Here is a 22,375-nt window from a genome sequence, read left to right as displayed (position 1 = left end):
AAGGCGGCCCGAAGACCGCCTTTTTCAGAATGATTGTTCGAAGCTTATTCGGCGGAGGTTTCCGCTGCTGCCTGTGCTTCTGCTGCTGCCTTTGCCTCGGCGGCTTCCGCTGCGGCCTTCTCTGCGGCGAGAGCCTGGGCGGCTGCCACCTTCTCTGCCTCGATGCGTGCCTTCTCTTCAGCAAGAGCCTGGCGCTCGGCTTCGTTCAACTTGCGGGCGCGGGTGCCGGTGTTCTCGACGATACGAGCCGACTTGCCGCGGCGATCGCGCAGGTAGTAAAGCTTGGCGCGGCGGACCTTGCCGCGACGGACGACATCGACGCTTTCGACGAGCGGCGAGTAGACAGGGAAAACGCGCTCTACGCCTTCTCCGTAGGAGATCTTACGGACAGTGAAGCTTTCGTTGAGACCGCCGCCGGAGCGAGCGATGCAGACGCCTTCATAGGCCTGTACGCGGGTACGGTTACCTTCGCGAACGCGAACGTTGACGCGGACGGTGTCGCCCGGAGAGAATTCCGGAAGGGTGCGCTGAGCGGCGATCTTGGCGGCCTGTTCGGCTTCCAATTCCTGGATGATGTTCATCGGTCAAACCTCTAAGTTCTTCWGAAACAGCCAGAGCGCTCGATGATATCCCTTGGATCAAGCCTCGGGATTTGCCGTCAGGCAGAGCGGATTCGCCATTCTTTGCTTGCTGGTCRACGGGATTATGTCCCATTTCCGGGTGCGCCAATACACGAAAGAGTCCCGATTGTCATCCCTTAATGGAAAAATTCCCGAGGGCTTCGGTACTTGCGGGCAGGATGGCGAAGACGAAGGCTGTGCATGGTGTGATTAACAATTTGTCAAATGCCGAGATAAGCAGCAGACTTGCTACGGAGCCAATGGCTCCAAGGAAGGCATGGGAGGGGATATCATGTCGGTCAGCAATCCGTCGCCATCGTTGTACAACGAGGATCTTGCGCCCGCCGAGGAGCGGAGATGGGGCGCTTTCAGCATTTTCAACGTCTGGACGTCCGACGTCCACAGCCTTTGGGGCTATTATCTTGCGGCAAGCCTTTTCCTGCTCTGCGGCAGTTTCGTGAATTTCGTCATCGCGATCGGCATCGGTTCGCTGGTGATCTTCGCCCTCATGAGCCTGGTGGGCAATGCCGGCGTGCGTACCGGCGTGCCGTTCCCGGTGCTCGCACGCGCTTCCTTCGGCACGTTCGGAGCCAACGCGCCGGCACTCGTCCGCGCGGTCGTAGCCTGCTTCTGGTACGGCGCTCAGACCGCGGCCGCCTCGGGCGCCATCGTGGCGCTGCTCATCCGGAACGAAAGCCTGCTTGCCTTCCACCAGAGCAGCCACATGCTCGGTCATTCGACGCTCGAGGTGATCTGCTACGTGATTGTCTGGGCGTTGCAGTTGCTGATTATCCAGCGCGGCATGGAAACCGTCCGCAAGTTCCAGGATTGGGCGGGCCCGGCGGTCTGGATCATGATGCTGATCCTTGCCGTTTATCTGCTCGTGAAATCCGGCACGTTCTCATTCGGCTCCGAAATTCCGCGGGATGTTCTTATCGAAAAGACCAAGGACGCCGGCGTGCCCGGCGAGCCGGGGTCGTTCGCTGCGCTTGCAGCGGTAGCGGCAACCTGGATCACCTATTTTGCGGCCCTCTATCTGAATTTCTGCGATTTCTCGCGCTATGCGAAGGATGAGAAGACCTTGCGGAAGGGCAATCTCTGGGGACTGCCGATCAATCTCCTAGCCTTCTGCCTGGTTGCCGGCGTGACCACCACGGCCGCTTACGCCGTCTATGGTGAAGTCCTGCTGCATCCGGATCAGATTTCGGCGAAATTCGATAGCTGGTTCCTAGCCTTGCTCGCCGCGCTCACTTTCGCGGTGGCGACGCTCGGTATCAACGTAGTGGCGAACTTCGTTTCGCCGGCATTCGACTTCGCGAATGTCTTTCCGCGCCAGATATCCTTCAAGCGAGGCGGATACATCGCCGCGCTGATCGCGCTTGCGCTCTATCCGTTCGCGCCATGGGAAACGGGTGCGGCGCATTTCGTCAACTTCATCGGTTCCACGATGGGCCCGATCTTCGGGATCATGATGGTCGATTACTATCTCATCCGAAAGAGCCAGCTCAACGTGGAGGCGCTTTACCGAGAAGATGGCGAGTTCCGCTTCCAGAACGGCTGGCACGGCAATGCCTTCATCGCCTTTGCGGTCGGCGCGCTCTTTTCCTCCATCCTGCCGACCTTCACCACGATACTGCCGGCCTGGTGGGGGACCTACGGATGGTTCTTCGGCGTGGCTATCGGTGGCGCCGTATATTTCATGTTGAGGGCGGGCGCACGCCGCAAGCCTGCCTTCGCCTGATTCCCTCCGATCAAGAGGATACCCGCCTGCTCAGGCGGGTATCCTCGTTTGCCTGTACTCGCTCCTTCACGTAAAAGCTCCAAGTTCCGAATCCGCTGATGACCCTTGCCTCTATCGTATTCCTGTTCGTCGCCGGCTTTCTTTCCGGCGCAGTCAATGCCATTGCCGGTGGCGGCACGTTCCTGACTTTCGGGGCCATGACGCTTGGCGGCATACCGCCCATTTCGGCCAATGCCACCTCTTCCATCGTACAGTTTCCGGGCTACGTCACATCAACGCTCGCCTATTGGGACGAGATATCCAGCCGCTGGCGCAGCGCACTTGCTCTGGCAGTCGTCTCGGTGATCGGAGCCATTGGGGGATCGCTGCTGCTCCTGTCGCTCGACAATCCATCTTTTCGCGCCATCGTGCCGTGGCTACTGGCCGCCRCCACGGCCGTATTCGCTGCCGGTCCCTGGCTGAAGCCGAAAGCATCCGCCGAGCGCCCAGCCAATTCGCTGCCGAGCGTGGCAGCGCAGCTTCCGACGGCAATCTATGGCGGCTTTTTCGGCGCCGGTATGGGCATCATGATGCTGGCGGTACTCGGCCTCACCACCGGAGGCAGCTATCACCATCTCAATGCGCTGAAGAATCTTCTCTCGATGCTGATTGCGGCGGTGGCGATCGTCATTTTCGTCGGTGGCGGGGTGATCGCCTGGCCGGAAGCGATCGTCATGATTCCGGCTGGCGCTCTTGGCGGCTATGCGGGCGTCTGGATGGCGAGACGGGTGCCGCAAGCCATATTGCGCTGGTGCGTGGTTGCCGTGGGCACGGCGCTCACCGTCTACTATTTCGTGACGGGCTGATCGGCGAGAAGGTCGGGGCGGCGTTCCTGCGTCAGCCGCAGCGCCTGCTCATACCGCCATTTTTCGATCGCCGCATGGTTTCCGGAGGTCAGTACGGCCGGTATTTCCCGGCCTTCGAAGACCTGCGGGCGGGTATAGTGCGGATGCTCGAGAAGCCCGTTCTCGAAGCTCTCATGGGTGCCGGAAAGCGCGTTGCCCATGACGCCTGGCAGGATGCGCACAACGGCATCGAGCAGGGTCAGCGCGGCGGGCTCTCCACCTGAAAGAACGTAGTCACCGATCGAAACTTCCTCGAGACTGCGGGCATCGATGACCCGCTGGTCAACCCCCTCGAACCGGCCACACACGATGACTGCGCCGCCGGCCGCTGCTAGTTCCCGCACCCTTGCCTGCGTCAGCGGCTTGCCGCGCGGGCTCATCAGCAGGCGCGGGCGGCTGTCTCCTTCCGAGACCTTGTCGATCGCGCGGGCGAGCACGTCCGGTTTCAGCACCATGCCGGCGCCGCCGCCGGCCGGCGTATCGTCCACCGTTCGATGCTTATCTTCTGCGAAATCCCTAATCTGCATCGTTTCGAGCGACCATTGGCCACGCTCCAGCGCTTTTCCGGCCAGAGAATGGCCAAGATGGCCGGGAAACATTTCGGGATAAAGCGTCAGGATCGTCGCGCGGAAAACCATAGGCCTTAACTGCCCTTGCGGCGGAAGCTCTTCCCGGGACCACTGTCATCGGGTTCTTCGGTCAAGCCGGCGGCCTGCGGATCGATCAGGATCTTTCCTCCCTCGAGGTCGATTTCCAGCACCGCGGCTTCCGAGAAGGGGATGAGGGCCGGGCGACGGCCGGCGCCCTTCAGCTCCAGAAGGTCGCCGGCGCCGAAGTCGAAGATGGCGCTGACGGTCCCGTAACTCTTGCCGTCGCGATCGACCACTTCCAGTCCCTCGAGATCGGCGTAGTAGAACTCGTCCTCTTCCAACTCCTCGTCGGGCAGGTTGTCGCGTTCGATGAAGAGTTCGAGCCCGTTCAAGGCCTCGGCCGCATTCCTGTCATTGATGCCGCGGAAGCGGATGATCACGACATTCTTGCTTTCGCGGATCTCGAGGATTTCGAAAATCCGGCCGTCCTCGCTATGGAGGTTGCCGTAGTCGCCAAGCGCCACGGGATCGGCTGTATAGGACCGCACACGCACTTCTCCCCGCAGGCCCTGAGGGGCTCCGATCGTCGCCATCAGAATGGGGTTCTCAAGCTTGGCCATGCGGGTCTTCATCTCGGTTGTGTCGCTTCATTTAAGCTCCGCGCGATCAAAAGCAAACAGCAAAACGGGCGGCATGTCGCCATGCCGCCCGTCGAAAATGCCGGAACGCTGAAATTATTCCGCTGCAGCTTCGGCTGCTGCGGCCTTGGCGTCTTCCTCGCGCTGGGCACGCTCGGCGGCGCGTTCCTGGGCTTTCTTGCCCGGCTTTGCCTTTTCCGGGTTGCTGCGGGCGTCGCGCTGAGCGATGCCGGCTTCCGCGAGGAAGCGCAGAACGCGGTCGGTCGGCTGCGCGCCGTTGTCGAGCCAATGCTTGATGCGATCGGCGTTCAGCTCAACGCGCTTTGCATCTTCCTTGGCCAGCATAGGGTTCCAGGAACCGAGCTTTTCGAGGAAGCGGCCGTCGCGTGGCGAGCGGGCGTCGGCAACAACGACGTGGTAGTACGGACGCTTCTTGGAGCCGCCACGGGCGAGACGAATCTTAAGGGCCATTTCAATTTACTCCTTGGGTTTTCTCTCGGCCGCCATCCGGCGGGCCGGGGTTTTTCTTGAGGCCGCCATCAGGCGGTCTGTTTCGTATTGCCGCCATGCTCGGCGGCGATCGCTTCATGATGCCGGATGACTTCCCTGATGATGAAGTTCAGAAACTTCTCAGCAAAATCCGGGTCCAGACGGGCTTCCTTCGCCAGTTGGCGAAGGCGTTCGATCTGGTATTCCTCGCGCGCCGGATCGGCCGGCGGCAAATCGTGCTTGGCCTTCAAGAGGCCAACTTCCTTTGTGCAGCGGAAACGCTCGGCCAGCATGTGCACGAGCGCCGCATCGATGTTGTCGATCGACTGGCGATAGCTCGAAAGCCGGGCCTTCACCTCGGAGTCAACCATCCAAATCCCTCCTCACTTCTTTTTCGGCAGGCCTGGAAGGCCTGGAAAGCCACCACCGAGACCATGCAGCGTGCCGCCGCCCAGACCGGGAAGACCGCCGCCCGGCAGGCCAGGCATGGAGCCGGGCTTGATGCCCGCCGCTTCCGCCTGCTTCTGCAGAGCCTCGAGCTGCTTCGGATCAAGCTTTGAAAGGTCAGGCATGCCGCCCATGCCACCAAGCCCCATCTTCGAGGCAAGGCCGCCCATCATCTGCTTCATCATGCCGCCCTTGCCCTTGCCGCCCATCATTTTCATCATGTCGGCCATCTGGCGGTGCATTTTCAGAAGCTTGTTGATCTCCGCCGCATCCGTGCCGGAACCGGCAGCAATGCGCTTCTTGCGGGAGTGTTTCAGTATATCCGGATTGGCGCGCTCGGCCTTTGTCATCGAGGAGATGATGGCGAGCTGGCGGTCGAACATCTTGTCGTTCATACCCGACGCCGCGAGCTTGTCCTTCATTCCGGCCATGCCTGGCATCAGACCCATGATTCCGCCCATGCCGCCAAGCGATTTCATCTGGCGGAGCTGATCGGCGAGGTCGTTCAGGTCGAACTTGCCCGACTGCATCTTCTTGGCCATCGCCGCGGCTTTTTCCGCGTCGATGTTTTCGGCGGCCTTTTCGACCAGCGAAACAATGTCGCCCATGCCGAGAATGCGGTCGGCGATGCGGCGGGGATGGAACTCCTCCATCTCCGTCATCTTTTCGCCCGTACCGATCAGCTTGATCGGCTTGCCGGTGACGGCACGCATCGAGAGTGCTGCACCGCCGCGGCCRTCGCCGTCCATGCGGGTCAGGACAAGGCCGGTAATGCCGACGCGCTCGTCGAAATTGCGGGCGAGGTTGACGGCGTCCTGACCGGTCAGGCTGTCGGCGACGAGGAGGATTTCATGCGGATTGGATTTCCGCTTGATCTCCGCCATTTCCGCCATCAAGGGCTCGTCGATATGCGTGCGGCCGGCGGTATCGAGAATAACGACATCGTGGCCGCCGAGCTTCGCGGCCTGCACGGCGCGCCCGGCGATATCGGTCGGCGACTGGCCGGCGATGATCGGCAGCGTGTCTATGCCGGTCTGGACGCCGAGCTGGCGGAGCTGTTCCTGGGCTGCCGGGCGACGCGTATCGAGCGACGCCATCAGCACCTTCTTCTTCTCGCGCTCGGTCAGCCGTTTGGCAATCTTGCCGGTCGTCGTCGTCTTACCCGAACCCTGGAGGCCGACCATCATGATGACGACGGGGGCTGCCGCATGCAGATCGATGCCGACGCCTTCGGAACCCAGCATCTCGACCAGTTCGTCATGAACGATCTTGACGACCATCTGGCCGGGTTTGATCGACTTCAGGACTTCCGCACCGACGGCYTTTTCGCGCACCTTGTCGGTAAAGGAGCGGACGACTTCCAGCGCCACGTCGGCCTCGAGCAGCGCACGGCGAACCTCGCGCAGGGCTGCGGAAACATCGGCTTCCGAGAGCGCGCCACGGCCGGTCAGTCCACTGAGGATGGAACCAAGACGGTCCTGGAGGTTTTCGAACATCGTTTCTTCCTTCTTCGCTTCCGGGTTACCGGAAACGTCGGGTGCTTCCGTGACAAAAACAAGACGCAAAGCCAAAAAGCACCCGAGGGCGCGACGCGCTGTCGGGTGTTGACCTCCGGGATCTCTTTATACCTTTGCGGGTCCCGGTCGGCGGCTTCAAGTTCTCGACTTGTCAGCAGATCGCCGGGCTTAAACAGGAAAAGGCAGCCAAAGTCAAGGGAGACAGGGCTTCATAACATTTCCGTGCTCCTCGACCATTCGCTTGAAGAGGTGTGCGGCAGCTTCTAATAAATGAAACATGAAGCGTCGCTCATTCTTGAAATGGACAGGCATTGGTGTGCTCGTGGCGATCACGGGCGGCTTTACCGCGAGAGGCGCCATGGCGGCCAACAAATATTATTCCGGTCCCATTTCCGATCACTTTGACGGAAAACTCTTCTTCAATCCCAATGGGGAAGAGCCGAGCGGCTTTTTCAACCTGCTACGCTGGAAGCTTGGCGGCGGCAACATTGCCTGGCCGGAGAGCTTTCCGAGCCCGTTTCCTCAAGCCGTTCCGGAAACGCGGGTGGAGGGCAGCCGTATCGTGGTCACCATGGTTGGTCATGCCTCGATGCTGATCCAGGTCGCGGGCCTCAACATCCTTACCGATCCGGTATGGGATGAGCGGGCRAGCCCCTTCCGCTTCGCCGGCCCGAAGCGCATCAATCCGCCGGGCGTCCGCATGGGCGACCTGCCGCCGATCGACGTGGTGATTGTCACGCACAATCATTACGACCATCTGGATCTGGAGACCCTCTGGGTCCTGCAGGACCGCGACAAGCCGCACTTCATCACCCCGTTGGGAAACGACGCGATCATTCGCAGCCGAGTGGCCGATGCGAAGATAACGGTGGTGGATTGGGGTGATGCCATCGAGATGGCGTCCGGTATGAAACTCCATTGCGAGCCCTGCCATCACTGGTCGGCGCGAGGGCTGGGGGACCGACGCATGGCGCTCTGGGCTGCCTTCGTTATCGAAACGCCGGCGGGCAAGATCTATCATATCGGCGATACGGGCTTTCATCAGGGTATCAACTATCGGGCCGCGCGGGAAAAGCATGGGCCTTTCCGGCTCGCCAACCTCCCCTTCGGCGCCTATGAGCCGCGGTGGTTCATGCGTGCGCAGCACCAGAATCCGGAGGAGGCGGTCGAAGGCATGCTTGCCTGCGAGGCGGCTTTCGTCGCGGGCCATCACTGGGGTACTTTCAAGCTCACCGACGAGGGTATCGAGGAGCCGGTAACCGCACTTCATGCGGCGCTCGAGGCGCGAAATATCTCCCGCGAACGTTTCCGCCCCATGCGGCCTGGCGAGGTCTTCGAGGTGCCGGCGGCGCATGTTTGAGCGTCCGACGCCGCGGTCAGCCTGAATGCGCGCCGGAGCCGTGGGCGTTGATGATGGCGTCCGCCTCCTTGCCGTAGAGCTCCTCGAAATGATCGAAAGTCTTGGAATAGTAGCCAATGCCCTGCGTGGCGGCACGCAACGACCGCGCCAGTTCCTCCAGTGCTCCGCCGGGAACGAGCGCCCGGAAGATATCCCATCCCTTTGCGTTCTCGTCCCGGTCGAAGCCGAGCACCTGCCCTTTGAGCGATGAGACGAGGGTCACCATGCCGCCGGAAAAGACCGAGGGTATATGGATCTCGACGCGGATCACCGGCTGCATCAGAACAGCCGACGCCTCGGACAAGGCCTGGCGCACGCCCATCTTCGCGGCCGCGCGAAAGGCGAAATCGGAACTGTCGACGGAGTGATATTGTCCGTCGGTCAAGGTCACGTCGATATCGATGACCTGAAATCCCAGCGGCCCCTTCTCCATGGCTTCGCGGGCTCCGGCTTCCACGGAGGGTATGTAGTTTCGCGGAACCGTRCCGCCCTTGACGGTTTCCCTGAACGCGAAGCCCTGGCCGCGGTCGTTCGGCCTGACGCTCAGATGGACATCGGCGAACTGGCCGGCGCCGCCCGTCTGCTTGCGGTGACGGTAATGCACGTTGGAGGGCTTTGAAATGGTTTCCCGGTAGACTGGGTTGGGCGCGCGCTCGGCCACCTCAACCCGGAAAACCTCCGAAAGCATCTTGCGAAGCTCACGCAGATGCACCGGACCTTGCGCGCAAATCAGCAGAGCGCCGGTGCCTTCTTCCTGCGTGACCTTCAGACCGCGATCGGTTTCCGTGAGTTTCGCCAGCGTCGCGGACAGCTTGGCCTCATCACGCTCGCTGCTCGGAACCAGTATTCGCTCCAGCATCGGTGTCGGCGGCATCGCCCAATCCGGTGGCTCGATTGCCCGGCCGGACGTCAAAAGCGATGGAACGGGAACATGGTCGGATTTGACCGCCGCGAAGACGGAGCCGGCCTCGCCGGCAGCCTTGCCATTGCCGTTTTCCTGGATCGGTCCCAACCCGGCGCCGCCGAGTGCCGCGCCCTGTTTCAGACCCTCGACAAGCGAGCGGATAAGGACCATTTTCCCGACATTCGCCCGATGAAACGCGTGGAAGCTCACGGCGGAAAGCTTTTCATCTTCCAGTCCGGAGGCAAGGCGGGCTTGCAAGACGGCGACCGGCGGCGCTTCATGGCGGAGCGCCTTCATCAGGCGCATGGCACCGTTCGCATGAGAAGCTGCACCGAACATGACGGGGATGACCCGATTTTCCTTCAGAATGCGCGAAGCGATCGTGAACAGTGCATCGCTTGCCGGTTCGCGGTCCTCGATCAGCTCTTCCAAAAGCCAGTCGTCGAATTCGGAAAGCTGCTCCAGCATCTCGGTGCGCGCTTCATGTTCCCGCTCGACGGTGTTCTGGGGCAGTTCGATCAGCGCGGATGGCTGGCCCTCCCGGTAACGCCAAGCCCGTTCCGAAATCAGGTCGCAACTCCCGACAACCTTGTCACCCTCGCGGATCGGCACCTGCCGGAGAACAAGGGGATGGTTCGAATAGGCCTGCAACGCGGCGATTACGTCACGCAGACGCCCGCGGGGTTCATCCATCCGGTTGACGAAGAGAACGCACGGAGTGCCCGAAGCTTCGATGACGCGCAGATAGGGTGCTGCCAGAACGGCATCGTCGGGAGAAGGCGAGACGCAGAGAACGCACACATCGCTCGCCAGCAGTGCATCCTGCGCGACGGCCAGCGCCTCGTTAGCGCCGGGGGTATCGAGTGCGCACCATGTTTCGCCGATGAATTGGAATTCGAGGAGGTTCAGATTGTAGGGAGAGCTTGTTTTTTTGGGGGTGCCTTCCAACGAGGCCAGTTTCGCGACAAGTGTCGATTTGCCCGTCTGTGACGGTCCCAGTACCGTGAAGCAGCGCATCGGCGATCCTCCCCTGCCAAAAGCACGCGTCCGAATGACAAGAATGCTCCTATCCGGCGTAAAGTGCCAGATAATTGCAATCATTCTTAAATATGAGGCAGGCGATCGAGAGGTCCAGTCATGGGAAGCTGCGGCCGCTTTCCTTTGCTCCCACTGGTATTTCCAACGCATTTCCGCCATATAGGCCGAAACTACAGACGAAACGGCTTCCATGAGTGCAACGGTCGAATTCGCGAAAATGAACGGGCTTGGTAACAAGATCCTAGTCGTCGACATGCGCGGCCGCACCGATATGGTCACGCCGGAGGCGGCGATCGCGTTGAATGCCAATGCGGCCACGCAATTTGACCAGATCATGGCGATCCATGATCCAAAGGCTGCCGGCACCGATGCCTGGATCGACATCCTGAATTCCGATGGCACGAAGGCCCAGGCTTGCGGAAACGGAACGCGCTGCGTGGTTCAGGCGCTCGCCGCCGAGACCGGCCGCAAGGCCTTCACCTTCCAGACGGTCGCCGGCATCCTCAATGCGGTCGAGCACGAGGACGGGATGATTTCGGTCGACATGGGCAGACCCGTCTTCGAGTGGAACCGTATTCCGCTGGCCGAAGAATTCTTCGATACCAGCCGCATCGAATTGCAGATCGGCCCGATCGACGATCCGGTCCTCCATTCGCCCTCCGCCATGTCGATGGGAAATCCGCATGCAATCTTCTGGGTGACCAGCGATCCGATGGGATTTGATCTCGAGCGGTTTGGCCCGCTTCTCGAAAACCATCCGATGTTTCCGGAAAAGGCGAATATCACGCTCGCGCAGGTCACTTCGACCGTATCGCTACGGACCCGCACCTGGGAACGCGGAGCCGGCCTGACGCTTGCCTGCGGTTCGGCCGCATGTGCGGCTGCGGTTTCAGCTGCACGCACGGGCCGCACCGGCCGGCGGGTGACAATCGACGTCGCCTCCAGCCCGGTTCGCCAACCGCTCGTCATCGAATGGCGGGATGATGATCATGTCGTGATGACCGGTCCGGCCGAATGGGAATGGTCCGGCAAGGTGAACCCCATGACCGGCAGTTTCACGCGCGACGAAGAGCCTCACGACAATGAACAGGGAGCTCGGGTCAATTGAGTGGCGTCGAAGTCATCACCTTCGGCTGTCGCCTCAATACCTATGAATCCGAAGTGATGCGGGCCGAGGCGGAAAAGGCCGGGCTCAACAATGCCGTGCTCGTCAATACCTGCGCCGTCACCGGCGAGGCGGTGCGTCAGGCACGCCAGGCGATCCGCCGCGCACGGCGCGAAAATCCGCATGCCCGCATCATCGTCACCGGCTGCGCGGCGCAAACCGAGAAACATACCTTCTCCGAAATGGCGGAAGTGGATGCCGTTCTCGGAAACGAGGAGAAGCTGAGGAGCACCTCCTATCGAGCGCTTCCGGATTTCGGCGTGGCGGCGGAAGAGAAGCTCCGCGTCAACGACATCATGAGCGTGAAGGCCACCGCGCCGCAGATGGTGAAGCATATCGACGGGCATGTGCGGGCCTTCATCCAGGTGCAGAATGGCTGCGATCACCGCTGCACCTTCTGCATCATTCCTTATGGCCGCGGAAACTCCCGCTCTGTGCCGATGGGCGCGGTGGTCGATCAAGCTCGAAAACTTACCGAAAGCGGTTATCGCGAGATCGTGCTGACGGGCGTCGATGCCACCAGCTATGGCGCCGATCTGCCAGGACAGCCGTCGCTCGGATATCTGGCGAAGACCATTTTAAAGCAGGTGCCCGATATTCTCAGATTAAGGCTGTCGTCGATCGACAGCATCGAGGCGGACAGGCATTTGTGGGATCTGATCGCTGACGAGCCGCGCTTCATGCCGCATCTTCATCTGTCGCTGCAGCATGGCAACGACCTGATCCTGAAGCGCATGAAGCGCCGCCATTCTCGCGCAGATGTGCTTGCTTTCACCGAACAGGCACGGCGATTGCGCCCGGACATGATCTTCGGCGCGGATATGATCGCCGGTTTCCCGACCGAGACGGAAGAGATGTTCGAGAGTTCCGCAACACTTGCGGAAGAGGCCGGCATCTCCTTCCTGCACGTCTTTCCCTTTAGCCCGCGGCCCGGAACGCCGGCGGCTCGCATGCCGCAGCTCGGCCGGGCCCTCGTCAAGGACCGCGCGTCACGATTGAGGGCACGGGGCGAAGCGCTGCATCGCGCGCATCTCGACAGAATGGTCGGAACGCACCAGATGATCCTGGTGGAGAACAATGGTCTTGCGCATACCGAGAATTTCTCGCTGGTGGCAGCGCCTGACCTCCCGCCCCGTGATTTCAAGCGGGTGGTGATTACCGGCCACAACGGCAAGCATCTGGAAATGCAGGTCGCGCCTGCGCTCGCAGCGTAACCGGAACAGGTTTTTCATGGCATTGAGCTTCATCAAGAAGGTCTTCACATTCGGCAAGGAAAAGCCGATCGAGGAACAGGCGCAGGAGGGCGTAAAGCCGGAGGAGCCGGGCACGGTCGAGACGGAACTCGAACCGAAGCTGGACCAAGAATTACCGGTATCGTCGATCGACCCTGTTTCTCCGACCGAGATGGAGACCGCGGGCGGACCTGCAGATGATGCGACTTCCGAGGATGCCGGCCCAGCCGATGACGCTGAAGACGAGCCATCCGCGGTCCTTCCGGGGATCGAGAATGCACCCGAGATCGGCATGGTGCCGCTTTCACTGCTGGAGGCGGAAGCCGAGGCTGAGGAGGGCATCGGGTCCACCGAAGCGCCCCCCTCTGTCCCTTCGGGATATCTCCCCCTCAAGGCGGAAGATCGCCCGGAGGATGACGAGCCGTATTCGGAAAAGACTCACTCCAATGGCCTAAGTGACTCAGCTTTCGATACAGGGCAGGACGACGCCGTTCTGCCAATCTCCCCTCCTGACGGGGAGATGTCTGGGAGGACAGAGGGGGGTATCCCTTTAGAAGAAGCGGCTGCCATCGAACCCGTCCTCCCGAAGGGCTTCTCCTCCGCCCGCCCGGAACCCGCGCAGGCACCCGCGGCGCCCGCGCCGAAACTTTCCTGGTTCCAGCGGCTGCGCGCCGGACTTGCCCGCACGTCCTCACAGCTTACCGGTCAGATCACCGCGCTCTTCACCAAGCGGAAGCTGGACGAGGATACCCTGGAGGAATTGGAGGATCTGTTGATCCAGGCCGATCTCGGCGTAGAGACGGCAATGCGCGTTACTGGCGCGTTGTCCTCGGAGCGCTACGGCAAGGACGTGACGGGCGAGGATGTCTCGCGCATCATGGCAGCGGAAATCTCAAAGGTGCTTTCGCCGGTCGCCAAACCGTTGCAACTCGATCTGTCGCACAAGCCGCATGTCATTCTGGTAGTCGGGGTCAATGGAACCGGCAAGACGACGACGATCGGCAAACTTGCCGCGAAACTGTCGGGCGCCGGCCTGAAGATCACGCTTGCCGCCGGCGATACGTTCCGCGCGGCGGCAATAGAGCAGCTCAAAATATGGGCGGAGCGCACCGGCTCCGATTTCATCGGCACAAAGCTCGGCGCGGATGCCGCTGGGCTTGCCTATGATGCTTACGAGCAGGCAAAGGCGAAGAAATCGGACGTGCTGATCATCGATACCGCCGGCCGTCTCCAGAACCGCACCGAGCTGATGGCGGAACTAGAAAAGATCGTTCGCGTGCTCGGCAAGCTCGATCCGGACGCGCCGCATACGGTGCTCCAGACGCTGGACGCCACGACCGGTCAGAACGCCCTCCAGCAAGTCGAAATATTCCGCAACGTCGCCGGCGTCAGCGGCCTCATCATGACCAAGCTCGATGGCACCGCCCGCGGCGGCATCCTCGTGGCGATTGCGGCTAAGCACAAGCTACCGGTTTATTTCATCGGGGTCGGCGAAGGCGTCGACGATCTGGAGCCGTTCGAGGCCGACGATTTTGCCAAGGCGATTGCGGGTTTGACGCATTGATGCCACAGAATGGCTGTTGGGCTTTGCTCACATGAAGCCGGAGAATTTGGGAACCATGCAGACGATGGAAAGCGATGTCACGCCGACCAGGGAAGAAAAGCATCATCCGGGCCTGAAGATGGCCCTGGAACTCGGTCCCCTGCTCGTCTTCTTCTTTGCAAACCTGCGCGGCGAATGGCTGTTGGAGAAAGTTCCGGCGCTTTCGGCAATCGGTGGTCCGCTGCTGATCGCAACGGCGCTCTTCATGGTGGCCACGATCATTTCTCTCGTCATCTCGAAGATCGTCTTCCGCCATCTGCCGGTAATGCCATTCGTTTCCGGCGTGGTCGTTATGGTTTTTGGTTCGCTGTCGATCTGGCTGCAGGACGAAACCTTCATCRAAATGAAGCCCACGATCGTCAATTCGCTGTTCGGCGTGGTCCTGCTCGGCGGCCTCTTCTTCGGAAAGTCGCTGCTCGGCTATGTGTTCAACGCCGCATTTCAGCTCGACGAGGAAGGCTGGAAGAAGCTCACCTTCCGCTGGGGCGTCTTCTTCCTGTTCCTGGCGGTGCTCAACGAGGCCATCTGGCGGAACTTCTCCGACGACTTCTGGGTCATGTTCAAGGTTTGGGGGACCATGCCGATCACCATTGCCTTCACGTTGGCGCAGATGCCGCTCGTGATGCGTCACACGGTGAGCGAGCCGACTGCGGAGGCCGAAAAGTGACGATCGACGGCTTAGCCGAAAGTCGTTCGTTGTCACGACGCTGGCTCATCGCAGCGGTCGTTCTTTTTGTCCTTCAGATCATCGTTCTCCACGCGATGGGGCGTATTCCGATCTGCGAGTGCGGCTACGTGAAGCTCTGGGAAGGCGAGGTGAATTCCAGCGGCAATTCCCAGCATCTCTCCGACTGGTATACACCCTCGCACATCATCCATGGCTTCCTATTCTACGGCCTCGGCTTTCTCTTGCTTCGAAGTGCGCCGCTCACGGCGCGGTTATCGTTGGCGGTATTGATCGAGGCTGCCTGGGAGATCGCCGAGAACACGCCCATGGTGATCAACCGCTATCGCACCGCCACTATGGCGCTCGGCTATAGCGGAGACAGCATTCTGAACTCCGCCATGGATACGATCTTCATGGTTCTCGGCTTTCTTGCCGCCGCGCGCCTGCCGGTATGGGTGACGGTTCTGATCGCTGTCGGCTTCGAACTCATGACCGGATGGATCATCCGGGACAATCTGACCCTCAACGTGCTGATGCTGATCTGGCCGATCGATGCCATACGCGAATGGCAGGGGGCACTGTAGTCAGCCTCCGGCTGCTTTCTCGATCGCCGGCATCAGCTCCTGGGTGAGGCTGCGCTCGTCGAAGGGGCCGACCTTCTTGTAAAGAATGGTCCCGTCCGGCCCGACGAGATAGCTCTCCGGGATACCGTAGACGCCCCAATCGATCGCTGCCTTGCCGTTCGGATCGACGCCGATCGCCGCATAGGGATTTCCGAGCTCCCCGAGAAAGCGCAAGGCGTTATCGTTGCGGTCCTTGTAGTTGATGCCGACGACAGTCAAACGATCGTCCTTTGCGAGCTCCTTGAGGATCGGGTGTTCCTGCCTGCAGGGCACGCACCATGAGGCGAAGACGTTGACGAGCGTCAGCTTGTTCCTGATCGCAGCGTCGGTGAGCGGCGCGGTTCCCGAACCCTCGAGAGGAGGCAGCGAAAGCGGCGGCGCGATCTTGCCGATCAGTGCCGAGGGGATCGCGGAGACATCGCGACCGTTGACGTCCTGGTCGTAGAGCATCTTTCCGGCGACGGCGACGAAACCCGCAAAGACAGCGAGCGGAATGATCGCCAGCGCATAACGGGCGTAGCTCCTGYGGACAGGCGTGCCGGTCTCGAGACTCATCTTGTCTCTCCCGCGGAGTGGGGCGCCGAACGTCTGCGGATGCCGGACATTTCCAGTTCCGCGAGTTCCCGTTTGCGTGCGCGGCCGTCGAGCATCACCCAGCCGATCAGACAGAGGGCGACCAGCGCGGTGAGGCCATAGGACATCGCGATATAGAAGGTATGGCTCATGAGGTCACTCTTCCTTTCCCGCCATGCGCGCGGCCATGCGGCGCTGTGCGGTCACGCGGCGACGCCAGATTTCGTTGCGCATCGCCGCTATATGCAGGGTGAAGAAGAGCAGGGTAAAAGCCACTGCCATGATGAGAAGGGGCCACAGAAACTCCGCGTCGATGGTCGGTCCGTCCAATCGGACGACGCTTGCCGGCTGGTGCAGCGTGTTCCACCAGTCGACCGAGAACTTGATGATCGGAATGTTGACGAAGCCGACTAGGATGAGCACGGCGCTGACACGCGCGGCACGCGAGGGATCATCCAGAGCGCGATTGAGTGCAATCAGCCCGAGATACATGAGGAAGAGAACGAAGACGGACGTGAGACGGGCATCCCAGACCCACCAGGTACCCCACATCGGTTTGCCCCAGAGAGAACCCGTGACGAGCGCGATCAGCGTGAAGGCTGCGCCCAGCGGCGCTGCAGCCTTGTGGCTCACATCCGCCAGCGGATGACGCCATACGAGGGTTCCGATCGCCGAGATCGCCATGACCGTGTAGCACATCATCGACAGCCAGGCGGCAGGCACATGAACATACATGATCCTGACCGTGTCGCCCTGCTGATAGTCGCCTTCGGTCGTGAAGCTCAGGTAGAGTCCGATTGCGAAGAGCAATGCGGTCGCTCCTGCCATCCAAGGCAGAATACGCGCTGCCAGCGCGAGGAACCGCGTCGGGTTGGCGAGATCGCTGATTTTCGTGATAGCAAGGCTTTCAGTCATGGATTCTTTCTGCGCTAGGATGGCGCCGGACGCTCTGATCCTAATCAATCACCGGCATTCTTCAACGCCAGTGCGGCGCCAACCGGTCCAAGTACCGCAAAAAACATCGTGAGCGCGATCAATATCAGGAAAGGCGGCATAAACGGGGCGGGCTCCTCCACCGCTGCATAGGAAGCGCTGACGCCGAAGATCAGCACGGGGATGGCAAGCGGCAGTACGAGGATCGAGACGAGCAGTCCGCCGCGCGGCAGTGCCACCGCGACTGCCGCGCCGACCGCACCGATGAAGGTGATGGCCGGGGAGCCGACGAGCAGGGTCAGCATCACCGCACCGATAGCGACTTCGTTCATGTTCATGAAAAGACCGAGCAGAGGCGCAGCGAGGACGAGGGGCAGGCCGGTCGCGATCCAGTGTGCGACGCATTTGACGAGTATCGTCAGGGCCAGCGGATGCTCCTGCATAAGCATTAGGTCGAGCGAACCATCCTCGCGGTCAGTCTGGAACAGCCGGTCCAGCCCGAGAAGGGCGGAAAGCAATGCACCGATCCATAGGATCGCCGGACCGATGCGGGAAAGCAGATTGAGATCCGGGCCGACGCCGAATGGAATGACGGCCACGACGGTTAGGAAGAACAATACGCCGATGAGCGCGCCGCCGCCGGCACGAACGGCGAGTTTGAGATCGCGGAGGAGGAGGTCGGTCATCGCCACATCCCCTCGCCGACACCGGCAAATCCTGTCATCCGCAATTCCCGCGCATTCGCCAGTCCGAGAGGTTGATGAGTTGCCGCGATCACGACACCTCCATGCGCGAGATGTTTTCCAATGAGAGCGGTGATGATTGCCTCAGCGCCCGAATCGACTGCTGCTGTGGGTTCGTCAAGCAGCCACAYGGGACGATAGGACAGTAGCAGCTTTGCGAAGGCCATGCGCCGTTGCTGTCCGGCAGAAAGATATCCGAAGGGCAGATGGAGGATTTCCTGGAGGCCCACCGCTTCGGCCGCGTGCTGAATCGCGATGCCGGTTCCACCTGGGAAATCGCCGAAAAAGTTTTTCCAGAAGGAGAGGTTTTCGGCCACGGTAAGTTCGGCCTTCATGGCGTTGCGATGGCCGAGATAGTGACAGGCCTCGCAGGCGCGTGCTCCTGCCTCGGCGTGTTGTGAAAACCAGGAAACGTTCCCCTTCTCCGGCCTAAGCAGGCCCGCGAGAACCCGCAGCAGCGTGGACTTTCCCGTGCCGTTGCGGCCGGTCAAGATGAGTGCTTCACCTGACGTCAAGGTGAAGGAGACCTCGGCAAAAAGCAGGTCTTCGCCGCGTCTTGCCGCGATGTTTTCGGCTGTTAGCCGCATGCTCCTCGCCTTCGTTTGAAATTTGATTGTCGGATGTGAAAAATCTTCAAAATGGTGTCTGGAACCCTTCTTAGAAATTATCTATAAGCGGTGCAACCACGCCAGCGGCCGGCGTGATTTCCACCTAGCGCCGAACCTGAAGACATCAAAAATCTTCTCGTGCGGACAGCGGAAATGGTCGCACCCGCATCCTGATGTGCATGAAGTGCATAGGCGTCCGCACGCGCGTGTTGGCTCTTARTATCAGCGGGGTTATTTTCCGTGGCCAAATCTCTCGACAGCTTCAATTGTCGCTCCGTCCTTACTGTCGGCGGTAAGGACTATGTCTATTACAGCCTGCCCAAGGCCGAGGCGAACGGGCTCAAGGGTGTTTCCAAGCTTCCCTTTTCCATGAAGGTGCTGCTCGAAAACCTCCTGCGCTTCGAGGACGGTCGTTCCGTTACCAAGGACCAGATTCTTGCCGTGGCCGAATGGCTGAACAACAAGGGCAAGGTCGAAAGCGAAATCGCCTATCGCCCGGCCCGCGTGCTGATGCAGGATTTCACCGGCGTTCCGGCTGTGGTGGACCTTGCGGCGATGCGCGACGGCATCAAGGCGCTCGGCGGCGACCCGGAGAAGATCAATCCGCTGGTTCCGGTCGACCTCGTCATCGACCACTCGGTCATCGTCGACGAATTCGGCACGCCGCAGGCATTTTCCCGGAATGTCGAGTTGGAATACCAGCGCAACGGCGAGCGTTACCGCTTCTTGAAATGGGGTCAGCAGGCCTTCAAGAACTTTCGCGTCGTTCCTCCAGGGACGGGCATCTGTCACCAGGTCAACCTCGAATATCTCGGCCAGACGGTCTGGACGAATGAGGAAGACGGCGAAACCGTCGCCTATCCCGACACCTGCGTTGGCACCGATTCACACACCACGATGATCAACGGTCTCGGTGTTCTCGGCTGGGGTGTCGGCGGTATCGAAGCCGAAGCCTCCATGCTCGGCCAGCCCGTTTCCATGCTCCTGCCGGAAGTCGTGGGCTTCAAGCTGACCGGTAAGCTCAAGGAGGGCGTCACGGCGACCGACCTGGTGCTTACCGTCGTGCAGATGCTGCGCAAGAAGGGCGTCGTGTCCAAGTTCGTCGAATTCTTCGGTCCCGGCATGGACAATATGCCGCTCGCCGACCGCGCGACGATCGGCAACATGGGCCCGGAATATGGCGCGACCTGCGGCTTCTTCCCGGTTGATGGCGAGACCATCAACTACCTCAACATGTCCGGCCGCACCAAGGACCGCATCGCGCTGGTCGAAGCCTATTCCAAGGCACAGGGCATGTGGCGCGAAGGCGACGGTTCCGATCTCGTCTTCACCGATACGCTGGAACTCGACCTCGGAGACGTCGTGCCGTCGATGGCCGGCCCGAAGCGCCCGGAAGGCCGCATTGCGCTGGAAAACATCGCATCCGGTTTCGCCGGCTCGATGGACGCCGATTACAAGAAGCCTGGTCAGCTCGATAACCGCTATGCGGTTGAAGGCGAAGGCTTCGACCTCGGCCATGGCGATGTTGCGATTGCCGCCATCACCTCCTGCACCAATACGTCCAACCCATCGGTTCTGATTGCCGCCGGGCTGCTCGCGCGCAACGCCGTTGCCAAGGGCCTGAAGACCAAGCCGTGGGTCAAGACCTCGCTGGCGCCCGGATCTCAGGTCGTCGGCGAATATCTTGCCAAGTCCGGTCTTCAGGCCGATTTGGACAAGCTCGGCTTCAACCTCGTCGGCTTCGGCTGCACGACCTGCATCGGCAATTCCGGACCGCTGCCGGCGCCGATCTCCAAGACGATCAACGACAAGGGCCTGATCGTTGCCGGCGTCCTCTCGGGCAACCGTAACTTCGAAGGCCGCATTTCGCCGGACGTCCAGGCCAATTATCTCGCCTCGCCGCCGCTCGTCGTCGCCTATGCGCTCGCCGGCTCTGTCCAGAAGGACCTGACCAAGGAGCCGATCGGCGAGGACCAGAACGGCAATCCGGTCTACCTCAAGGACATCTGGCCGACCTCGTACGAAGTGCAGGAGTTCATCCAGAAATACGTCACCCGYGAACTCTATGAGAGCAAGTATGCCGACGTCTTCAAGGGTGATCAGCACTGGCAGGCCGTCAATGCTCCGACGGGACAGACCTATGCTTGGGACGACAAGTCGACCTACGTGCAGAATCCGCCGTACTTCGTAGGCATGGGCAAGAAGGGCTCGGGCCTGAAGGATATCAAGGGCGCCCGCGTCCTTGGTCTCTTCGGCGACAAGATCACCACCGACCACATTTCGCCTGCCGGCTCGATCAAGGCTGCTTCTCCGGCCGGTGCCTATCTCACGGAAAACGGCGTCGGCGTTGCCGACTTCAACCAATATGGTACGCGGCGCGGCAACCATGAAGTGATGATGCGCGGCACCTTCGCCAATATCCGCATCCGCAACTTCATGCTCGGTCCGAACGGCAGGGAAGGTGGCTACACCATCCACTATCCGTCTAAGGAAGAGATGTCGATTTACGACGCCGCCATGAAGTACAAGGAAGAGGGCGTTCCGCTCGTCATCTTCGCCGGTGTCGAATACGGCAACGGTTCTTCGCGCGACTGGGCTGCCAAGGGCACCAATCTGCTCGGGGTGAAGGCCGTGATCGCCCAGTCCTTCGAGCGCATCCACCGCTCGAACCTGGTCGGCATGGGTGTCGTGCCCTTCGTCTTCGAAGAGGGCACGACCTGGGCTTCGCTTGATCTCAAGGGCGATGAAGTGGTCACCATCGAAGGCCTGGAAGGTGACATCAAGCCGCGTGAGTGGAAGACGGCCAAGATCACCTATGGCGACGGCAAGGTGAAGGAAATCAACATCCTTTGCCGCATCGATACGCTCGATGAGGTCACCTACATGAACAACGGCGGTATTCTGCAGACCRTTCTTCGCGATCTGGCTGCTTAAGCTTCATGATTTGCATCCGCCGGGGCATGCCTCCGGCGGATGCTGTTCTCTCTGTTTCTGGCGCCCGCTCATAGTGGCGTTCCGCCTCGATGAGGCCTGAGCAGCTTGTCCCTCGTCATCTTTGTCGGAATGGCCGTCACCGTGTTCCTGACGTCGCTTCTGTCAGGCATTTTCGGCATGGCAGGCGGGCTCATCCTGCTCTGGGTCCTGCTCTTCCTCTATCCGGTCGGCACGGCCATCGCGATCCACGGCGTCATCCAGATGACCTCAAACGGATCACGGGCCTGGTTTTCCCGTGCCTATATCGATTGGAAGATTCTCGGCATATTGTGCGTCGGTGTGTTCGTATCCGGTTCGGTTCTGTTTCTGATCGATTATACACCCAATCTGACGGTCGTTTTGATCGGGGTCGGGCTGATGCCTATCCTGGTATGGTTGCCGTTCAAGCGGCTGCAGCTCGATGCTTCCCGTCCTTCGCATGCCTTTGTCGCTGGCCTCATGTCCGGCGCCTTGACCATCAGTGTCGGTGTGGCAGGGCCCACCGTTGATGTTTTCTTCATTCGCACCGAGATGGATCGCCGCAAGGTCATAGCCACCAAGGCCTCGATCCAGACGCTCTCCCATATGGCGAAGATCGCATTCTACTGGGATGCAGCATCCAGGCTTCCGGCTGTCGATCTGATCTCGGTTCTTGTCGCGGCGCCGATCGCCATTATCGGGGCGCTGGCGGGCAATGGAATCCTGCAGAGGATCACCGACGCGAACTTCCGCTCCTGGACCCGCTGGGTCGTGACCGGAATCGGTGCGGTTTATTTCGCTCAGGGCATCGTGAAACTGCTCTGACTATCCTTTGTTTGTATTCGTCAATGCGCGTGAAAGCTGAATGTCCGCTGGTGCCGGGGAATATCTTTGCCTCACCCCATCGTGACTTCCTCTTTATGTATCGGGACGGTTACCTTGCATCATCCAGCTTGTTAGGTTCTTGGTTACGATATCACGTCGTCACCAATACAAAGTCCTTCGAAGA

At 60.6% G+C, this 22,375-nt stretch carries 22 protein-coding genes; 10 read left to right on the top strand and 12 right to left on the bottom strand.

Annotated features, from left to right (window positions below; translation table 11 throughout):
• Positions 1-44: 44 nt before the first annotated feature.
• Positions 45-581 (bottom strand): 50S ribosomal protein L19, encoded by a 537-nt coding sequence (gene rplS, locus LCM4573_RS09980; RefSeq protein ID WP_071006129.1) that lies wholly within the window; start codon positions 579-581, stop codon positions 45-47.
• 331 nt (positions 582-912) lie between these two features.
• Here rplS and LCM4573_RS09975 point away from each other — a divergent pair, with 331 nt between their 5' ends.
• Both LCM4573_RS09975 and LCM4573_RS09970 read left to right on the top strand, forming a co-directional pair.
• The gene (locus LCM4573_RS09975) at positions 913-2,361 is read left to right on the top strand and encodes an NCS1 family nucleobase:cation symporter-1 (protein ID WP_071006128.1); all 1,449 of its coding nucleotides are present in this window, start codon (positions 913-915) and stop codon (positions 2,359-2,361) included.
• Positions 2,362-2,459: 98 nt separating this feature from the next.
• Entirely contained in the window at positions 2,460-3,206 is a 747-nt protein-coding gene (locus LCM4573_RS09970; RefSeq protein ID WP_071006127.1) for a sulfite exporter TauE/SafE family protein, read from the top strand.
• On the opposite strand, the gene trmD is transcribed toward LCM4573_RS09970, so the two are convergent.
• The 5 genes from trmD to ffh all read right to left on the bottom strand — a co-directional run bounded on the left by trmD (position 3,188) and on the right by ffh (position 6,905).
• Positions 3,188-3,883, bottom strand: coding sequence for a tRNA (guanosine(37)-N1)-methyltransferase TrmD (gene trmD, locus LCM4573_RS09965; protein ID WP_071006126.1), 696 nt, complete (start codon positions 3,881-3,883; stop codon positions 3,188-3,190). The genes LCM4573_RS09970 and trmD overlap by 19 nt on opposite strands.
• A 5-nt stretch (positions 3,884-3,888) precedes the next feature.
• Positions 3,889-4,455, bottom strand: a complete 567-nt coding sequence (rimM, locus tag LCM4573_RS09960; RefSeq protein ID WP_071006125.1) for a ribosome maturation factor RimM — start codon at positions 4,453-4,455, stop codon at positions 3,889-3,891.
• Between the two features lie 114 nt (positions 4,456-4,569).
• The gene (gene rpsP / locus LCM4573_RS09955) at positions 4,570-4,944 is read right to left on the bottom strand and encodes a 30S ribosomal protein S16 (protein ID WP_071006124.1); all 375 of its coding nucleotides are present in this window, start codon (positions 4,942-4,944) and stop codon (positions 4,570-4,572) included.
• A 68-nt stretch (positions 4,945-5,012) separates the two neighbouring features.
• Positions 5,013-5,333 (bottom strand): chorismate mutase, encoded by a 321-nt coding sequence (locus LCM4573_RS09950; protein WP_071006123.1) that lies wholly within the window; start codon positions 5,331-5,333, stop codon positions 5,013-5,015.
• A gap of 12 nt (positions 5,334-5,345) precedes the next feature.
• Positions 5,346-6,905, bottom strand: coding sequence for a signal recognition particle protein (ffh, locus tag LCM4573_RS09945; RefSeq protein WP_071006122.1), 1,560 nt, complete (start codon positions 6,903-6,905; stop codon positions 5,346-5,348).
• Positions 6,906-7,203: 298 nt separating this feature from the next.
• Between ffh and LCM4573_RS09940 the strand changes: the two genes are divergently transcribed.
• On the top strand, positions 7,204-8,286 hold the full coding sequence (locus LCM4573_RS09940; protein ID WP_071006121.1) for an MBL fold metallo-hydrolase: 1,083 nt from the start codon (positions 7,204-7,206) through the stop codon (positions 8,284-8,286).
• A 16-nt stretch (positions 8,287-8,302) separates the two neighbouring features.
• Here the strand turns inward: LCM4573_RS09940 and LCM4573_RS09935 are convergent, their stop codons facing one another.
• Positions 8,303-10,246 (bottom strand): elongation factor G, encoded by a 1,944-nt coding sequence (locus LCM4573_RS09935; protein ID WP_071006120.1) that lies wholly within the window; start codon positions 10,244-10,246, stop codon positions 8,303-8,305.
• A gap of 211 nt (positions 10,247-10,457) precedes the next feature.
• Between LCM4573_RS09935 and dapF the strand changes: the two genes are divergently transcribed.
• The 5 genes from dapF to LCM4573_RS09910 are packed head-to-tail and all read left to right on the top strand — an operon-like array spanning position 10,458 to position 15,518.
• Entirely contained in the window at positions 10,458-11,375 is a 918-nt protein-coding gene (gene dapF / locus LCM4573_RS09930; RefSeq protein ID WP_071006119.1) for a diaminopimelate epimerase, read from the top strand.
• On the top strand, positions 11,372-12,646 hold the full coding sequence (gene mtaB, locus LCM4573_RS09925) for a tRNA (N(6)-L-threonylcarbamoyladenosine(37)-C(2))-methylthiotransferase MtaB (RefSeq protein ID WP_071006118.1): 1,275 nt from the start codon (positions 11,372-11,374) through the stop codon (positions 12,644-12,646). Before dapF ends, mtaB begins: the two co-directional genes overlap by 4 nt.
• Positions 12,647-12,662: 16 nt before the next feature.
• A complete protein-coding gene (gene ftsY / locus LCM4573_RS09920; RefSeq protein WP_071006117.1) occupies positions 12,663-14,228 on the top strand; it encodes a signal recognition particle-docking protein FtsY in 1,566 nt (521 codons plus the stop codon).
• A gap of 55 nt (positions 14,229-14,283) precedes the next feature.
• The gene (locus tag LCM4573_RS09915; protein ID WP_071006116.1) at positions 14,284-14,934 is read left to right on the top strand and encodes a septation protein A; all 651 of its coding nucleotides are present in this window, start codon (positions 14,284-14,286) and stop codon (positions 14,932-14,934) included.
• Positions 14,931-15,518, top strand: coding sequence for a DUF2585 domain-containing protein (locus LCM4573_RS09910; RefSeq protein WP_071006115.1), 588 nt, complete (start codon positions 14,931-14,933; stop codon positions 15,516-15,518). The genes LCM4573_RS09915 and LCM4573_RS09910 overlap by 4 nt, the downstream gene beginning before the upstream one ends.
• Here LCM4573_RS09910 and LCM4573_RS09905 read toward each other — a convergent pair whose 3' ends face one another.
• Genes LCM4573_RS09905 through ccmA form a run of 5 tightly spaced genes read right to left on the bottom strand, consistent with a single transcriptional unit; the run spans position 15,519 to position 18,393 of the window.
• A complete protein-coding gene (locus tag LCM4573_RS09905; RefSeq protein WP_071006114.1) occupies positions 15,519-16,112 on the bottom strand; it encodes a DsbE family thiol:disulfide interchange protein in 594 nt (197 codons plus the stop codon).
• Positions 16,109-16,282 (bottom strand): heme exporter protein CcmD, encoded by a 174-nt coding sequence (gene ccmD / locus LCM4573_RS09900; RefSeq protein ID WP_071006113.1) that lies wholly within the window; start codon positions 16,280-16,282, stop codon positions 16,109-16,111. Before ccmD ends, LCM4573_RS09905 begins: the two co-directional genes overlap by 4 nt.
• 4 nt (positions 16,283-16,286) lie before the next feature.
• Entirely contained in the window at positions 16,287-17,045 is a 759-nt protein-coding gene (locus LCM4573_RS09895) for a heme ABC transporter permease (protein WP_071006112.1), read from the bottom strand.
• Between the two features lie 44 nt (positions 17,046-17,089).
• Positions 17,090-17,749: a heme exporter protein CcmB gene (ccmB, locus tag LCM4573_RS09890; protein ID WP_071006111.1), complete on the bottom strand. Its 660-nt coding sequence runs from the start codon at positions 17,747-17,749 to the stop codon at positions 17,090-17,092.
• Positions 17,746-18,393 carry a heme ABC exporter ATP-binding protein CcmA gene (gene ccmA / locus LCM4573_RS09885; protein ID WP_071006110.1) on the bottom strand — a complete coding sequence of 216 codons (648 nt, stop codon included), beginning with the start codon at positions 18,391-18,393 and terminating at the stop codon, positions 17,746-17,748. Before ccmA ends, ccmB begins: the two co-directional genes overlap by 4 nt.
• Before the next feature lie 261 nt (positions 18,394-18,654).
• On the opposite strand from ccmA, the gene acnA reads away from it, so the two are divergent.
• On the top strand, positions 18,655-21,348 hold the full coding sequence (gene acnA / locus LCM4573_RS09880; protein WP_071006109.1) for an aconitate hydratase AcnA: 2,694 nt from the start codon (positions 18,655-18,657) through the stop codon (positions 21,346-21,348).
• A 105-nt stretch (positions 21,349-21,453) separates the two neighbouring features.
• Positions 21,454-22,191, top strand: a complete 738-nt coding sequence (locus tag LCM4573_RS09875; protein ID WP_071006108.1) for a sulfite exporter TauE/SafE family protein — start codon at positions 21,454-21,456, stop codon at positions 22,189-22,191.
• Positions 22,192-22,375: the final 184 nt, after the last annotated feature.

Source organism: Rhizobium sp. LCM 4573, from assembly GCF_001854865.1.
In the GTDB taxonomy this organism is placed as follows: Bacteria; Pseudomonadota; Alphaproteobacteria; order Rhizobiales; family Rhizobiaceae; genus Neorhizobium.
The sequence above is the reverse complement of the archived record's forward strand: the minus strand, read 5'-3'. Positions and strand labels throughout refer to the sequence as shown.

Bases quoted from the DNA above. Each gene is read 5' to 3' on its own strand.
- rplS (WP_071006129.1), bottom strand. From the start codon at position 581: ATGAACATCATCCAGGAATTGGAAGCCGAACAGGCCGCCAAGATCGCC.
- LCM4573_RS09975 (WP_071006128.1), top strand. From the start codon at position 913: ATGTCGGTCAGCAATCCGTCGCCATCGTTGTACAACGAGGATCTTGCG.
- trmD (WP_071006126.1), bottom strand. From the start codon at position 3,883: ATGGTTTTCCGCGCGACGATCCTGACGCTTTATCCCGAAATGTTTCCC.
- rimM (WP_071006125.1), bottom strand. From the start codon at position 4,455: ATGGCCAAGCTTGAGAACCCCATTCTGATGGCGACGATCGGAGCCCCT.
- rpsP (WP_071006124.1), bottom strand. From the start codon at position 4,944: ATGGCCCTTAAGATTCGTCTCGCCCGTGGCGGCTCCAAGAAGCGTCCG.
- LCM4573_RS09950 (WP_071006123.1), bottom strand. From the start codon at position 5,333: ATGGTTGACTCCGAGGTGAAGGCCCGGCTTTCGAGCTATCGCCAGTCG.
- dapF (WP_071006119.1), top strand. From the start codon at position 10,458: ATGAGTGCAACGGTCGAATTCGCGAAAATGAACGGGCTTGGTAACAAG.
- ftsY (WP_071006117.1), top strand. From the start codon at position 12,663: ATGGCATTGAGCTTCATCAAGAAGGTCTTCACATTCGGCAAGGAAAAG.
- ccmD (WP_071006113.1), bottom strand. From the start codon at position 16,282: ATGAGCCATACCTTCTATATCGCGATGTCCTATGGCCTCACCGCGCTG.
- LCM4573_RS09895 (WP_071006112.1), bottom strand. From the start codon at position 17,045: ATGACTGAAAGCCTTGCTATCACGAAAATCAGCGATCTCGCCAACCCG.
- ccmB (WP_071006111.1), bottom strand. From the start codon at position 17,749: ATGACCGACCTCCTCCTCCGCGATCTCAAACTCGCCGTTCGTGCCGGC.